The organism is Mesorhizobium sp. M0598, from assembly GCF_040320865.1.
Taxonomy (GTDB): domain Bacteria; phylum Pseudomonadota; class Alphaproteobacteria; order Rhizobiales; family Rhizobiaceae; genus Mesorhizobium.
This window is the reverse complement of the sequence record NZ_JAMYQL010000001.1, coordinates 287,841-301,621: the sequence shown is the minus strand read 5'-3', so window position 1 is coordinate 301,621 and position 13,781 is coordinate 287,841. Positions and strand designations below refer to the sequence as shown.

At 63.9% G+C, this 13,781-nt stretch carries 12 protein-coding genes; 7 read left to right on the top strand and 5 right to left on the bottom strand.

The features are described from left to right. Window positions 1–46 precede the first annotated feature (46 nt). Genes NKI59_RS01425 through NKI59_RS01415 form a run of 3 tightly spaced genes read left to right on the top strand, consistent with a single transcriptional unit; the run spans window position 47 to window position 3,807 of the window. Complete coding sequence (locus tag NKI59_RS01425) at window positions 47–1,525, top strand: mannitol dehydrogenase family protein (RefSeq protein WP_352701855.1); 1,479 nt, start codon at window positions 47–49, stop codon at window positions 1,523–1,525. 15 nt (window positions 1,526–1,540) lie between these two features. Next, window positions 1,541–2,224, top strand: a complete 684-nt coding sequence (locus NKI59_RS01420) for an HAD family hydrolase (RefSeq protein WP_352588650.1) — start codon at window positions 1,541–1,543, stop codon at window positions 2,222–2,224. Further along, on the top strand, window positions 2,221–3,807 hold the full coding sequence (locus tag NKI59_RS01415; protein ID WP_352701853.1) for an FGGY-family carbohydrate kinase: 1,587 nt from the start codon (window positions 2,221–2,223) through the stop codon (window positions 3,805–3,807). The genes NKI59_RS01420 and NKI59_RS01415 overlap by 4 nt, the downstream gene beginning before the upstream one ends. Before the next feature lie 14 nt (window positions 3,808–3,821). Here NKI59_RS01415 and NKI59_RS01410 read toward each other — a convergent pair whose 3' ends face one another. Then, window positions 3,822–4,403 carry a histidine phosphatase family protein gene (locus NKI59_RS01410; RefSeq protein ID WP_352702263.1) on the bottom strand — a complete coding sequence of 194 codons (582 nt, stop codon included), beginning with the start codon at window positions 4,401–4,403 and terminating at the stop codon, window positions 3,822–3,824. 233 nt (window positions 4,404–4,636) lie between these two features. Between NKI59_RS01410 and NKI59_RS01405 the strand changes: the two genes are divergently transcribed. Beyond that, window positions 4,637–6,040, top strand: a complete 1,404-nt coding sequence (locus NKI59_RS01405; protein ID WP_352701851.1) for an MATE family efflux transporter — start codon at window positions 4,637–4,639, stop codon at window positions 6,038–6,040. Between the two features lie 37 nt (window positions 6,041–6,077). On the opposite strand, the gene NKI59_RS01400 is transcribed toward NKI59_RS01405, so the two are convergent. From NKI59_RS01400 to speB, 4 genes are all read right to left on the bottom strand, one after another. Next, on the bottom strand, window positions 6,078–6,704 hold the full coding sequence (locus tag NKI59_RS01400) for an amino acid ABC transporter permease (RefSeq protein ID WP_352701849.1): 627 nt from the start codon (window positions 6,702–6,704) through the stop codon (window positions 6,078–6,080). After that, window positions 6,701–7,369, bottom strand: coding sequence for an amino acid ABC transporter permease (locus NKI59_RS01395; RefSeq protein ID WP_352701847.1), 669 nt, complete (start codon window positions 7,367–7,369; stop codon window positions 6,701–6,703). The genes NKI59_RS01400 and NKI59_RS01395 overlap by 4 nt, the downstream gene beginning before the upstream one ends. Before the next feature lie 6 nt (window positions 7,370–7,375). After that, window positions 7,376–8,185, bottom strand: coding sequence for a transporter substrate-binding domain-containing protein (locus NKI59_RS01390; RefSeq protein WP_352701845.1), 810 nt, complete (start codon window positions 8,183–8,185; stop codon window positions 7,376–7,378). A 137-nt stretch (window positions 8,186–8,322) separates the two neighbouring features. Then, on the bottom strand, window positions 8,323–9,384 hold the full coding sequence (gene speB, locus NKI59_RS01385) for an agmatinase (protein ID WP_352449470.1): 1,062 nt from the start codon (window positions 9,382–9,384) through the stop codon (window positions 8,323–8,325). Window positions 9,385–9,567: 183 nt separating this feature from the next. On the opposite strand from speB, the gene gcvA reads away from it, so the two are divergent. From gcvA to NKI59_RS01370, 3 genes are all read left to right on the top strand, one after another. Next, the gene (gcvA, locus tag NKI59_RS01380) at window positions 9,568–10,542 is read left to right on the top strand and encodes a transcriptional regulator GcvA (protein WP_352701842.1); all 975 of its coding nucleotides are present in this window, start codon (window positions 9,568–9,570) and stop codon (window positions 10,540–10,542) included. A 192-nt stretch (window positions 10,543–10,734) separates the two neighbouring features. Continuing rightward, window positions 10,735–12,039: a nicotinate phosphoribosyltransferase gene (gene pncB / locus NKI59_RS01375; protein WP_023676979.1), complete on the top strand. Its 1,305-nt coding sequence runs from the start codon at window positions 10,735–10,737 to the stop codon at window positions 12,037–12,039. 169 nt (window positions 12,040–12,208) lie between these two features. Then, window positions 12,209–13,651, top strand: coding sequence for a hypothetical protein (locus NKI59_RS01370; protein WP_352701840.1), 1,443 nt, complete (start codon window positions 12,209–12,211; stop codon window positions 13,649–13,651). Window positions 13,652–13,781: the final 130 nt, after the last annotated feature.

Genomic DNA, 13,781 nt, shown 5'->3' with positions numbered 1-13,781 from the left:
TCTCCTCCACGGGGGGAAGAGCCGTCCCGCTAAAGGGTAAAAGCAGATGACCGTGAAACTCTCTTCTTCCATCCTCGCCAAGCTGCCGCCCAAGGTCGCCGGCCCGAAATATGATCGCGCCGCGCTCAAGGCCGGCATCGTGCATTTCGGCGTCGGCAATTTCCATCGCTCGCACCAGGCCGTCTATCTCGACGACCTGTTCAATTCGGGTGTCGGCCACGACTGGGCCATTGTTGGCGCCGGCGTCTTCGAGGGCGAGAAGGTCGGCCGCGGCAAGTTGCAGGAGCAGGACTGGCTGACCACCGTGGTCGAGCAGGACAGCGGCCATATGAGCGCGCGCGTCACCGGCGTCATGATCGACTTCCTGGTGCCGGGCGATGCGGCCGCAATCGTCGAGCGGCTTGCCGATCCGGCGATCAAGATCGTCTCCCTGACCATTACCGAGGGCGGATATTTCATCGATCCGGCATCCGGCGTCTTCAATCCGACACATCCCGACATCGTTGCCGACGCTGAGCCGGGGGCGACCCCGAAGACCGTCTTCGGCCTCGTCCTCGCCGGGCTGCTGCGCCGCCGCGCCGACGGTATCGTGCCCTTCACAATTATGTCCTGCGACAACATCCCCCATAACGGCCACGTCACCTCAGATGGCGTCATCGGCCTTGCGCGGCTGATCGACGAAGGTTTGGCAAACTGGGTGAGCGAGAACGTTGCCTTTCCCAATGGCATGGTCGACCGCATCACGCCGGCCACCACCGACCGCGAGCGCGGCATTCTCTCCAGCGAGTTCGGCCTCGACGACAATTGGCCGGTGTTTTGCGAACCGTTCAAGCAATGGGTGCTGGAGGACCGTTTCACCGACGGCCGCCCGCCGCTGGAAAAGGTCGGCGTGCAGTTCGTCAGCGACGTCGCGCCCTATGAGCTGATGAAGATCCGCATCCTCAATGGCGGCCATGCGACCATCGCCTATCCGGCCGGGCTGATGGACATCCATTTCGTCCATGAGGCGATGCAGGAGCCGCTGGTACGCGGCTTCCTCGACAAGCTCGAGCATGACGAAATCATCCCGACCGTGCCGCCGGTTCCGGACACCGACCTCGAAGATTACTACCAGCTCATCGAGCACCGCTTCTCCAATCCGAAGATCGGCGACACCATACGCCGGCTTTGCCTCGACGGCTCCAACCGCCAGCCGAAATTCATCATCCCGACCATCGCCGACCGGCTGAAGGCTGGCAAAAGTGTCACCGGCCTTGCGCTGGAATCGGCGCTCTGGTGTCGCTACTGCTTCGGCACGACGGATTCCGGTGCCGTCACCGAGCCCAACGACCCGAACTGGGGCCGGTTGCAGGCGACGGCCAAGGCGGCCAGGGACATGCCTGCCGCCTGGCTTGCCATGGAGGACATCTATGGCGATGTCGGCCGCTCGCCGCCGTTCGCTGAAGCCTTCGGCCAAGCGCTGAGACTGCTGTGGACGGACGGCGCGCGCGCGACACTGACGCGCTATCTCGCCGGCGACCTCTGAAGCCGATCCAGCGCGATGACGCCTGAACTGGTCATTTTCGACTGTGACGGCGTGCTGGTGGACAGTGAGATGCTGTCCGTCTCGGCATTGCTGGAGATGATCGCGCTTGCCGGCGGCAACGTCAGCGAGGACATTGCCTACGAGCACTTCCTCGGCAAGAGCATGAAGAGCGTCCGCGAAATCCTCGCAAGCGACTTCGGGCTCGATCTCACCGACCAGCATCTGACCGAGATGCGCTCCGAACTGATGCGCAGATTCCGCGAGGAGCTGAAACCGATGCCAGGTATCGCACAGGTCCTGCCGAGGCTCGGCGTACCGTGCTGCGTCGCCTCCTCCGGCACCCTGGAACGCATCCGCTATGCGCTCGCCGTCACCGGGTTGCTTGGGCTGCTGGAGCCGCATTTGTTCAGCGCCGCCATGGTGGCGCGGGGCAAACCGGCGCCCGATCTCTTTCTCCATGCAGCAGATAAAATGAGAGCGGCCCCGCGAAACTGCCTCGTCGTCGAGGACAGCCCGGCCGGCATCGAAGCGGCGCGGGCGGCCGGCATGCGCGTCCTTGCCTTCACCGGCGGCTCGCACACCGGCAACCCGGCATTGAAAGCGCGGCTTGCGTCGAGTGAGCCGGACTTTATATTCGCTGACATGCTGCAATTGCCCGATCTGATTGCAGGCCTGGGAGCGAGAGCAAGAACACCTTGACCAACAGTTTCGTTTGCGCGGTCGATGTCGGCACCGGAAGCGCTCGTGCCGGCATTCTCGACACCGGTGGCGCCTTGCTCGGCCGCGCCGAGCACCCGATCGCCATGCAACAGCCGAAGGCCGACCATGCCGAGCACGATTCGCAGGATATATGGTCGGCGGTGTGCATGGCCGTCCGCGCTGCCCGCGAAAAGGCGGGCGTGCGGGCCGAGGATATCGTCGGCATCTCCTTTGATGCCACCTGCTCGCTGGTGGTGCGAGACCGGCATGGCGGCCAGCTCAGCGTGTCCGTCACTGGTGAAAGGCGCTGGGACACCATTGTCTGGCTCGACCATCGCGCAATTGCCGAGGCCGACGAATGCACTGAAAGCGGCCACGCTGTGCTCGACTATGTCGGCGGCGTCATGTCGCCGGAAATGGAGACGCCGAAGCTGATGTGGCTGAAGCGCAACCTGCCCGGAACATGGAACGAAGCCGGCTATCTATTCGACCTCACCGACTTTCTCACCTGGAAGGCAAGCGGCTCGCTCTCCCGTTCACAATGCACGCTAACCGCCAAATGGACCTATCTAGCCCATGAAGCAACCGGCTGGCGGGGCGACTTCTTCGAAGCAGTCGGGCTCGGCGATATCTTTGAGCACGGCAACCTGCCGGAAAAGGCAAGCCCGGTCGGTGCCGATATCGGCCCGCTCGGCGCGCAAGCGGCGACGGAGCTTGGCCTCACCGAAAAATGCCGGGTCGGCGCCGGCGTCATCGATGCCTATGCCGGCGCGCTTGGCGTGCTCGGCGGTTTCGCCGGTGACGCGACGAACATCGGCCGCCATCTGGCCCTGATTGCCGGTACGTCGAGTTGCGTCATGGCGATGTCGCCCGATCCGCAGCCTTTCGCCGGTGTCTGGGGCCCATATTATGGCGCAGGCCTTCCCGGCCTGTGGCTGTCGGAAGGTGGCCAGTCGGCCACCGGCGCGCTGCTCGACCACATCATCCGCTGGCATGGCGCCGGCGGCGAGCCGGATGCCGCCATGCATGCCAGGATTGCCCACCGCGTCGCCGAGCTGCGCGCCGCCGAGGGCGACAACATCGCCGCAAGGCTGCACGTACTGCCCGATTTTCACGGCAACCGCTCGCCGCTCGCCGACCCGCATGCCGTCGGCGTCATCAGCGGGCTGACGCTGGATGCCTCCTTCGACAGTCTGTGCAAGCTCTACTGGCGCACCGCCGTCAGCATCGCCCTTGGCGTCCGTCATGTGCTGGAAGCGCTGAACGAGAACGGCTATCTGATCGACACGCTGCACGTCACCGGTGGCCACACCAAGAACCCGCTGTTGATGGAGCTCTATGCCGATGCCACCGGCTGCACGGTGGTCGAGCCGCTGGCGGACGAGGCGGTGCTGCTCGGCACCGGCATGATTGCCGCCACCGCGGCCAGGCTTTTTCCCGATTTGAACGCTGCCTGCGTCGCCATGCAACAGGGCGGCAGGACGCGAGGGCCCAATCCGGCTGCCGCCGGCCGGTTCGATCGCGACTACCGCGTGTTTCTCGAAATGCACAGGCAAAGGCAGGCGCTGGACGCGATCCGATAAATCGGGATCGGTTGCTATCTCTGGTTCCAGCGCCCGATGACCGGCTCGTCAAGGTCGTGCTCATAACCGAGCACGCTTATGCTGGCGGTATCCAGCACGAAAAACGCGCCGGCTTGCGGCGGCAGGCCGAGCCAGCGTGCGGCCAGCACCCTAAGGAAATGCGAGCTTGAGAAGACCAGGACATTGCTGCCGACCTCGCGCAACTGGCTGACGATCCGGTCCGCCCTCGAGCCGACATCCGTGGCGGACTCGCCGCTCGGGCAGCCGTCGCGAAAGAGACGCCAGCCGGGGCGCTCGGCGAGGATTTGCTTGGTGGTCAATCCCTCATAGGCACCATAATCCCACTCCGCCAGATCGTCCTTCTTCACGCTTGACGAGCCGAAGCCGGCCAGCGCACAGGTGTTGAAGGCGCGCTGCGACGGGCTCGACCACACCGCGGAGAAGGACAGGCCCTTGAGCCGCTCAGCGATCCGCCTTGCGGCTTCCTCGCCGGCCGGCGTCAGCGGTATGTCGGTTCGGCCGGTATGTTTTCCGGACGCACTCCATTCCGTCTCGCCATGCCGAACCAGATAGATTTCGGGAAACGCGCTCATCAGGCTGCCTTTCAAATGGATCTGCCGCGACCATAGCGGCTTCCATAGCCTCTCCAATAGCCTACATTGAACCGACTGGCTTAACCCTTCCGCAAGTCAGCCTCTTGCCACCGGTGCCCATTTGATAGACAAACCCGTCGTAATGCGGAATCCGGCCGGTCTTGGCCATTTTCCGCGCTGAGACGCGGCTTCCGGCTCTTGCCGACGTGCCGCAATCGGATAGGCGGAAAACTAGAATGTCTGCGATCGAAGCCGACGCTCGCGCGCCGGAAAACCTTTGGCGTCGGGAAATCAGGGCGATGCTGGCGCTCGCCTGGCCGATGGTGCTGACCAATCTCGGCCAGACCGCGATGACCGCTACCGACGTCATGATGATGGGGCGGCTGGGGCCGGACACGCTGGCCAGCGGTGCGCTTGGTGCCAACCTCTACTTCATGCCGCTCATCTTCGGGCTCGGCCTGATGCTGGCGACCTCGCCGATGATGGCGACCGAGCTCGGCCGTCGCCGGCACTCGGTGCGCGACCTGCGCCGCACCGTGCGCCAGGGTCTGTGGCTGGCGATCCTCATTTGCATTCCGATATGGGCCCTTCTCTGGCACGGCGAGAGCGTGTTGCTGGCCATGGGTCAGGAACCGGCGCTGGCGCACCAGGCCGGCATCTATCTGCGCTGGCTCGAATGGGCGGTGCTGCCCTTTTTCGGCTACATCGTCCTGCGCTCGTTCATTTCGGCGCTGGAGCGGCCGGGCTGGGCGCTGATCATTGTCTTCGTTGCCGTCGCCTGCAACGCCTTCTTCAACTGGCTGTTCATGTTCGGCAATCTCGGCATCCAATCGATGGGCATCGCCGGCTCCGGCCTCGCCACCACTCTGTCCAGCACGTTGATGTTCGCCGGCATGGCGGCGGTGGTGATGCTTGAGACGAAATTCCGGCGCTATCGTCTGTTCGGACGCTTCTGGCGCGCCGATTGGCCGCGCTTCAAGGGCCTGCTGCGGCTCGGTCTGCCGATCGCGGGCCTGCTGGCGTTCGAGGTGACGATCTTCAACGCGGCGGCCTTTCTCATGGGCCTGATCGATGCGGCTTCGCTTGCCGCCCATGCGATCGCCATCCAGATCGCCTCGATCACCTTCATGGTGCCGCTCGGCCTCAACCAGGCGGTGACGGTGCGCGTCGGACTTGCCCACGGCGCCGGCAATCCGGAAGGTGTCAGCCGGGCTGGCTGGACCGCCTATGTCGTCGGTGTCTCCTTCATGGCGCTGATGGGGCTAGTGATGATCCTGTGGCCGCATCTCTTGATCGGCGCCTTCATCGATCTGGGCAATCCGGCTAATGCCGAGGTGGTGGCGCTTGCCGTGTCGTTCCTCGCCTTTGCCGCGCTGTTCCAGGTTTTTGACGGTGCGCAGGCGGTCGCCAGCGGCATGCTGCGCGGCCTGCACGACACCAAGGTGCCGATGATCTATGCCGCGATCGGCTATTGGGGCATCGGGCTGCCGCTCGGCGTGCTGCTGGCCTTTCGTTTCGGCTTCAACGGCGTCGGCATCTGGATCGGCCTGTCGTCGGGACTGGCGGTGGTTGCGGCACTCCTGCTGGTGCGCTGGCTGCGGCGTGACAGGATCGCGCCGCCGCTGGTATTCGGGCGTTGAATTGCTGGTTGCCCGCTCAGCGGGCCGCCGCCCGCGCTCAAAGCGAACGTGCGTATTGCGTGAGCGGAAAGCACATGATGAAGAAGATCAGCGCTACCAGCCCATAGACTTTGAATGGTTCGAAGGTCGCATTGTTGATCGCATTGGATGTCCTCACCAGCTCCTCGAAACCGATGATCGAGGTCAGCGCGGTCGACTTGATCAGCTGCACCAGGAAGCCGACGGTCGGTGCGCGGGTGATCGAAAACGCCTGAGGCAAGATGATCAGCCGGAGTTCCTGCAGATAGTGCAGGCCGAGGCTGGCGCCGGCGTCCCACTGGCCGCGCGGCAGCGCATCGACGCCGCCGCGCCAGATCTCGGCGAGATAGGCGCTGGCAAAGAAGGTCAGGCCAAGCACCGCCGCGGTCCACGGCTCGATACGCAGGCCCAGCATCGGCAAGCCGAAGAACATCAGGAAGAGCTGCATCAGCAGCGGCGTGCCCTGGAAAAGCGCGATGTAGCCGGAGGCAAACCGGCGCGCCCATTTATTCTTGGCGATCCGGAAGAACAGCACGATCATGCCGACCACGGCCCCGCCGACAAAGGCGGCCAGCGACAAGAGCACCGTCCAGCGCGCTGCCAGCAGCAGGTTGCGCAGAATGTCCCAGAAGGTGAATTCGATCATGACACGCCGGCTCCGAGAAGCCGGCGCCCGCCGCCGACCAGCAGCCGGCGCAGCCCAATCGACAGGATGAGATAGACAAACGTCACCACGAAATAGGTCTCGAAAGCCCGGAACGTGCGCGCCTGCAGCATGTCGGCTTCATAGGTCAGCTCGCGCACCGCGATCTGCGATACCACGGCGGATTCCAGCATCATGATGACGATCTGGCTGGTCAGCGCCGGATAGATCACCTTGAGCGCCTGCGGCAGCACGATCTTGATGAAGACCTGGCGCGGTCTGAGCCCAAGCGCCAGTGCCGCTTCCGTCTGCCCGGGCGGCACCGCGTCGAGCCCGGCGCCAACGATCTCGATCGTGTAGGCGGCCATGTTGAGCGTCATCGCCAACATGGCTGCCAGCACCGGATCGAGCCTGACGCCGATGCTGGGCAGCCCGAAGAAGATGAAGAACAGCTGCACCAGGAACGGCGTGTTGCGGATCACCTCGACATAGACGCCGATCGCCCGCTTGAGCAGCAGCGGACCGTTCCGCCGCCCTGCCGCGCCGAGGATGCTGAGCAACGTTCCCGCCAGCGTGGTGACAGTGATCAGCAGGATCGTCGTGGCCGCGCCGCGCGCGATCGCCCCTGTCGCCCCGGCAAGCCAGCCGAAGTCGAGGCTATAGGTCACCGGCCATCAATCCTTGAGATTGGCGGGATCGAGCGGTGTCTTCAGCCAGGCCTTCGAGCTTTCGTCCAGTCTGCCGTCGGCCAGCATCTTGGCAACCGCATCGTTGACCGCTTGCTTGAGGCGGTCTTCCTTCTTGTTGAGGCCGATATGCGAGGGCGAGGTGAGAAGCTGGAATTTCTGCTCCGGCTTCAGTGCCTCCTGACGGGCGAGCACCTGGGCGCCGACATCGTTGCCGACCACCATCAGCTGGGTCTGGCCCGAGATGAAGGCCTGGATGACGGAATTGTAGTTGTCGAAGCGGCGGATGTCGGCCGAGGCGGGTGCTGCCTCGGTCAGCGACGTGTCCTCCAGCGTGCCGCGATTGACGGCGATCGACTTGTCGGCGAGGTCTTCCTTGCCTTTGACCGCAAGTGCTGCCGGGCCGATGACGGCGATGTAATAGGGTGCGTAGGCGGCGGCAAAATCGATCACCTGCTCACGCTCCTTGGAGTAGCCGACGCTCATCAGCAGGTCGACACGCTTGTCGGTCAGGTACGGAATGCGGTTCTGGCCGGTCACGCTGACCAGATTGAGCTTGACCTTGAGCTGGTCGGCGATGGATTGCGCCACGTCGATGTCGTAGCCCTTGATGCTCATGTCGGCGCTGGCCGAGGAGAAGGGTGGGAAGTCGGAAAAGATGCCGACATTGATGGCGCCGGCCTTGGTGATGTCGTCGATAGCGTCGGCATTGGCGGCCTGGATTGTGAAACCAAGACCGGTCGCGCCGAGCATCAGCACGGCGGCGATGGAGGATTTGAGCTTCATGTGAAGTGTCATTGTCATTCCCCTGCTGGAAGCTTGTTTGTTTGAGTGCAACCGCCGGCTCCAGCGCGGCGGTCGCCTTTGGATTCTCTAGTGGACCATGATCTTCTCCGAAAACCGGTTCCCACTTTTCGGGATCATGGTCGAGCGTGTCAGCCCGCCTTGCCGGTGATTGCCGGGCTGAAGACCATCAGGCTGAGGATCTCGAACAGCACCTGCGCGCCGGCGTGCGCCGTGTTGGTGGTCGCGTCGTACTGCGGTGCCACCTCGACGACGTCGCCGCCGACGATGTTGAGTCCCTTCAGGCCGCGCAGCAGCTCGAGCACTTCGCGCGTCGTCAGCCCGCCGACTTCCGGTGTGCCGGTGCCCGGCGCGAAGGCCGGGTCGATGCTGTCGATATCGAAGGAGACATAGGTCGGGCCGTCGCCGACTATCCTGCGCGCCTTCTCGATGATGGCGGGGATGCCGAGGCCGGTCACCTCTTCGGCATGCACCACGGTCATGCCGGACTCATAGGTGAACTCCCACAGATATTCGGCCGAGCCGCGAATGCCGATCTGGATGGTGCGGCTCGGGTCGAGCACGCCGTCCAGCACCGCGTTGCGGAACGGCCCGCCATGGTGGAACTTGGTCATGTCGAACAGGCCGCTGGTGTCGCAATGGGCGTCGATATGGATCATGCCCACAGGCGCCTTTTTGCCGACAGCCTTCAGGATCGGGTGGCTGATCGAATGGTCGCCGCCGACAGACAAGGGCAAGACGCCGGCGTCGACGATCTGGTTGGTGCGGCGTTCGATGTCGTCATGGCTGGTCTCCAGCCGGTAGCGGCTCTGGAACGGCACGTCGCCGATGTCGGCGACCTTCAGCTCATGCGTCGGCGCGCATTCCAGCACATGATTGTAGGGGCCGATGCGCTCGATGGCGCGCAGCGCCCTTGGCCCGAAGCGGGCGCCCGGCCGGTTGGTGACGCCAAGATCCATCGGCACACCGATCATCGCCACCTGCAGATCGCCGAAATCCGGATTGTCGGCGGCGATTTCACGATAGGGCGCCGCGAGGAAGGTCGGGATGCCGGAATAGGGCGCCAGTCGCGTGCCGGTCTTGGAGAAGATCTTGTCGGCGACACGCTGGAATTTCGGGTCGAACATTTCGCCGCCATGGCTCTCGCCGTATTTGCGGCGCAACGCTTCGAGCTTGCCGCGGTCGTAACCCATGTCGGTCCTCCATGGCTGGTGCGGCGCGCGGACAGCGGCCCCGATAGCCGCAGCCGTCGGCTGCCTGCAGATTTCACGTCTTGATGCAATGCCTGGGCAAAGTGTCCCGTAGCTGCATTGAAAAATCAATTGATATTGTTAGTGTGTTATCTGTGAGAAAATCTCACAGAGCCTAGGGTCCAAATGGCCAAGCGTTTGCCACCGCTCAACCCGCTGCGCGCCTTCGAGGCGACGGCGCGCAACGCCTCGCTGAGCAAGGCGGCGGCTGAGCTCAACGTCACCCACGGCGCCATCAGCCATCAGATTAAGGCGCTCGAGCAATCGTTGGGTGTCAAGCTGTTCGAGCGTGCTGGTCAGCGGGTGAAGCTGACGCCGCACGGCGCCGAGTTGCTGCCGGCGGTGTCGACCGCCTTCGACGGCATTGCCGCCGCCACGCAGCGCATGACGAGGCCGGCCAGCACCGGCGTTCTCTCTGTATCCTGCGTGCCGGCGCTACTGTTGCTGTGGATGATCCCGCGGCTGGGCAGCTTCACCTCGCAATATCCGGATATCAGGCTGACCCTGATCCCATCCAATGATGCCAAGGACGTCCGCGCACCGCATATCGATGTCTGCGTACACTATGGTGACGGCAGCTGGACCGACTGCTGGATGCGCAAATGGTCGGGCCTCGAATTGTTCCCGGTGGTCAGCCCGACGCTGATCAACAACCGCCCGATCCGCACCGTCCGCGACCTCGCCGATCACGTCTTCCTGCATGGCGACGACGGCCGCGAATGGCATACCTGGCTGGCCGCCGCTGACGCGCTGGACCTGGAACGCGGCCGCCGCCACCATCTTGGCGACGCGCGCATGGCGACCGAGGCCGCTGTCCACGGCCATGGCGTGGCGCTCGGCGATACGGTGACGGCAAGCGGACTGCTCGCCAGGGGCCTGCTTGTCGCCCCGTTCAGTCTTTCCGTGCCGGCCGTCGACGATTTCTATGTCGTCTGCCGCAACGAGATGCGGTCGGCGCCGATCGTGCAATTGTTCATCGACTGGCTGTTTGCCGAGAAAGAGCAGGCCGACCGCCGCGCCGACGCGCCGGTGGCAGGTCGCATCGGCATTCGCCGCAAGCGTCCAGCGCTCAAGGTGGTCGGCGCCAAGACCGCATCCTGAGGCCGAAACTGCCGTAGGCGCCGCTTGCCGCAGGGGCTTCTTTTTGTCGGGCCAGCCCGCAAAGCGGGAGGCGCGTTCAAAAATTCGATGCTAAGAGGCATTTGGAGCAATTCCAGGAAAAGTGCGCAGCGGTTTTCCGTCCGGAATTGCGCTAGACAAAAGCTAGAGCGAGCAGCGAAGGCGCATTGAGCGATGGCAAAGACCGATATAGCGCGGCGCGTCTACAATCACACCTGGAAGCTCGACCCGATCGTCCGCAGCTTGCTCGACACCGATTTCTACAAGCTTCTGATGCTGCAGATGATCTGGGGCATGTATCCCAAGGTCGACGCCACCTTCTCGCTGATCAACCGCACCACCTCGGTCCGCCTTGCCGAGGAGATCGATGAGACGGAGCTGCGCGAGCAGCTCGACCATGCCCGCACCTTGCGCTTCTCTAAGAAAGAGATGATCTGGCTCGGCGGCAACACCTTCTATGGCCGCAAGCAGATATTCGAACCGGAATTCCTCGCCTGGCTGGAAAATTTCCGGCTGCCCGAATACGAGCTTTCCAAGCGCGACGGCCAATACGAACTCGTTTTCAGCGGCCCGTGGATGTACACGACGCTGTGGGAGATCCCGGCGCTGGCAATCATCAATGAACTTCGATCTCGCGCGGCCATGCGGGCGTTCGGGCCGTTCGCGCTCGACGTGCTCTATGCCCGCGCCAAGGCCAAGATGTGGGCCAAGACCGAGCGGCTGAAGGCGCTGCCCGGCATCCGCATCTCGGATTTCGGCACCCGCCGCCGTCATTCCTTCCTGTGGCAGCGCTGGTGCGTCGAAGCGTTGAAGGAGGGCATCGGCGAGGCCTTCACTGGCACCTCCAACGTGCTGCTCGCCATGGACAACGATCTCGAGGCGCTCGGCACCAATGCGCATGAACTGCCGATGGTGTTCGCCGCGCTCACCAATTCGGAAAAGGAATTGAAACAGTCGCCCTACAACGTGCTGCAGGATTGGCAGCGCTACTACGGCGGCAACCTGCTGATCGTACTGCCGGACACCTTCGGCACCGCGGCGTTCCTGCGCGATGCACCGGACTGGGTCGCCGACTGGACCGGCTTCCGCCCCGACAGCGCGCCGCCGATCGAAGGCGGCGAGAAAATCATTTCCTGGTGGCGCGAAAAGGGCAAGGACCCCAAGCAGAAGCTGCTCATCTTCTCGGATGGGCTGGAGGTCGAGACCATCGAGGAAACCTACCGCCACTTCCGCGGCAAGGTGCGCATGTCCTTCGGCTGGGGCACCAACCTGACCAACGATTTCGAGGGCTGCGCGCCGACCGAGACCAACCGGCTAGACGCCATCTCGCTGGTCTGCAAGGTCACCGAAGCCAACGGCAGGCCGGCGGTCAAGCTTTCCGACAATCCGGCCAAGTCGACAGGCGACGAGAAAGAGATCGAGCGCTATTTGCGCATCTTCGGCCAGAAGGACCGCGTGGAGCAGTTGGTGAAGGTGTGAGGTAGGGGAACTCTTGCGTAGTATGAGTTCCTTCGCGCCCCCCTCTGTCCTGCCGGACATCTCCCCCACGAGGGGGGAGATTGCGCCCTCATTGCTGCTTTCGCCAATCGCTAAAGTTGCAGAAGGAGAGCGAACGGCGGAATCGCCGATCTCCCCCCTTGAGGGGGAGATGTCCGGTAGGACAGAGGGGGGCGCCGTAGAGCGCTGCATTTCTGCAATCAGGCCCTTTCCCGGCCGTGTCATTTCCTTGGCTCTCCTGTCGCCCAGGCCCGCCTTCGCCCACGCCTCCGACCGCGGCCACGTCCTGCTTCTCCCCACCGGCTACTACGTCGTCGGTGGCGCGCTCGCGGTTGCCGCCAGCTTCCTTGTCCTGGCGCTACTGCCGCCGGACTCCCTCGACCGCTTCTGGCGCAAACGCCTGCCGCTTTTTACCTTCGGCGACGGCGCGCGGACTGCCGTCAGCCTGGTATCCTTTGCCGGCTTTGCAATTCTGATTGCCGCCGGCCTGTTCGGCAGCCGCGATCCGCTTTCCAATCCGCTGCCGCTGACCGTATGGACGCTGCTCTGGGTTGGCCTGGCTCTGTTGCAGGGGCTCGCCGGCGATCTCTGGTCGTGGCTCAACCCCTGGTACGGGCCATGCCGCGTCGCCTCGCGCCTGTCCGGCAGAACGCAGCCGTATCTGCTCCCCCAACGGCTCGGCTATTGGCCGGCTTTCCTGCTGTTCTTCGCCTTCGCCTGGTTCGAGCTGATCGACCCTGCGCCCGACGATCCGGCGCGGCTGGCCTGGGCCGCCGGCCTCTACTGGCTGCTGAGCTTCGCCGCCATGCAGGTCTTCGGCTACCGCGACTGGACCCTGCGCGGTGAGTTCCTGACCTTGTTCTTTTCCATGGTGGCGCGCTTCGCCATCGTCGAACGCAGTGCAGACGGCCGGCTAAAACTCTGCTGGCCGGGCGCCAAGCTGCTCGCCGCCGCGCCGCTACCGCTCAGCGGCGTCGCTTTCCTGCTGCTTGCGCTGTCGTCGGTGTCCTTCGACGGCCTGTCGAAAACCTTCTTCTGGCTAGGCTGGGTCGGCATCAATCCGCTGGAATTTCCGGGACGCACCGCTTTGATCGGCATCGGCAGCTTCGGCCTTGTGCTGACCTTTGCCGTGCTTGCGGCCGTGTTCGCGCTCGCCGTCTTTCTTGGCCAGAACCTTGCCGACAGCAAGCATTCGCTCGGTCACGCCGCCGGGCTTTTGGTCTGGTCGATCGTACCGATCGCGCTCGCCTACCACTTCGCGCATTATCTGACGGCGCTGCTGGTCGACGGTCAATATGCGATTGCCGCTCTCTCCGACCCGTTTGCGCTGGGCTGGAACCTGTTCGGTACCGCCGACATGTCAATTGAAGCCGGCGTCGTCGCCGGTGCCGGTTCGGCGTGGCGGCTGTGGAACCTCCAGGCTGGCGTCATCATAGCCGGCCACATGCTTGCTGTGCTTGTCGCCCATGGCTTGGCCTGGCGGCTGCACGCCATTCCGGCTCGCGCCGCGCTCAGCCAGTTCCCGCTCACCGTGCTGATGATCGCCTACACCGTCCTCGGCCTATGGCTGCTTGCGACGCCGAGCGCCGGATGAACGAGGTGTGCGATGCCCGTCAATCGAACCTTGGGGAAAGCTCGCTTGCCACGTCAGAGCTTTGGTGATTTAGTTTGTACACATGCAATTTTCGCCCCTCTTAACAAGAGTGGCCTGCCTGCTACAGCCA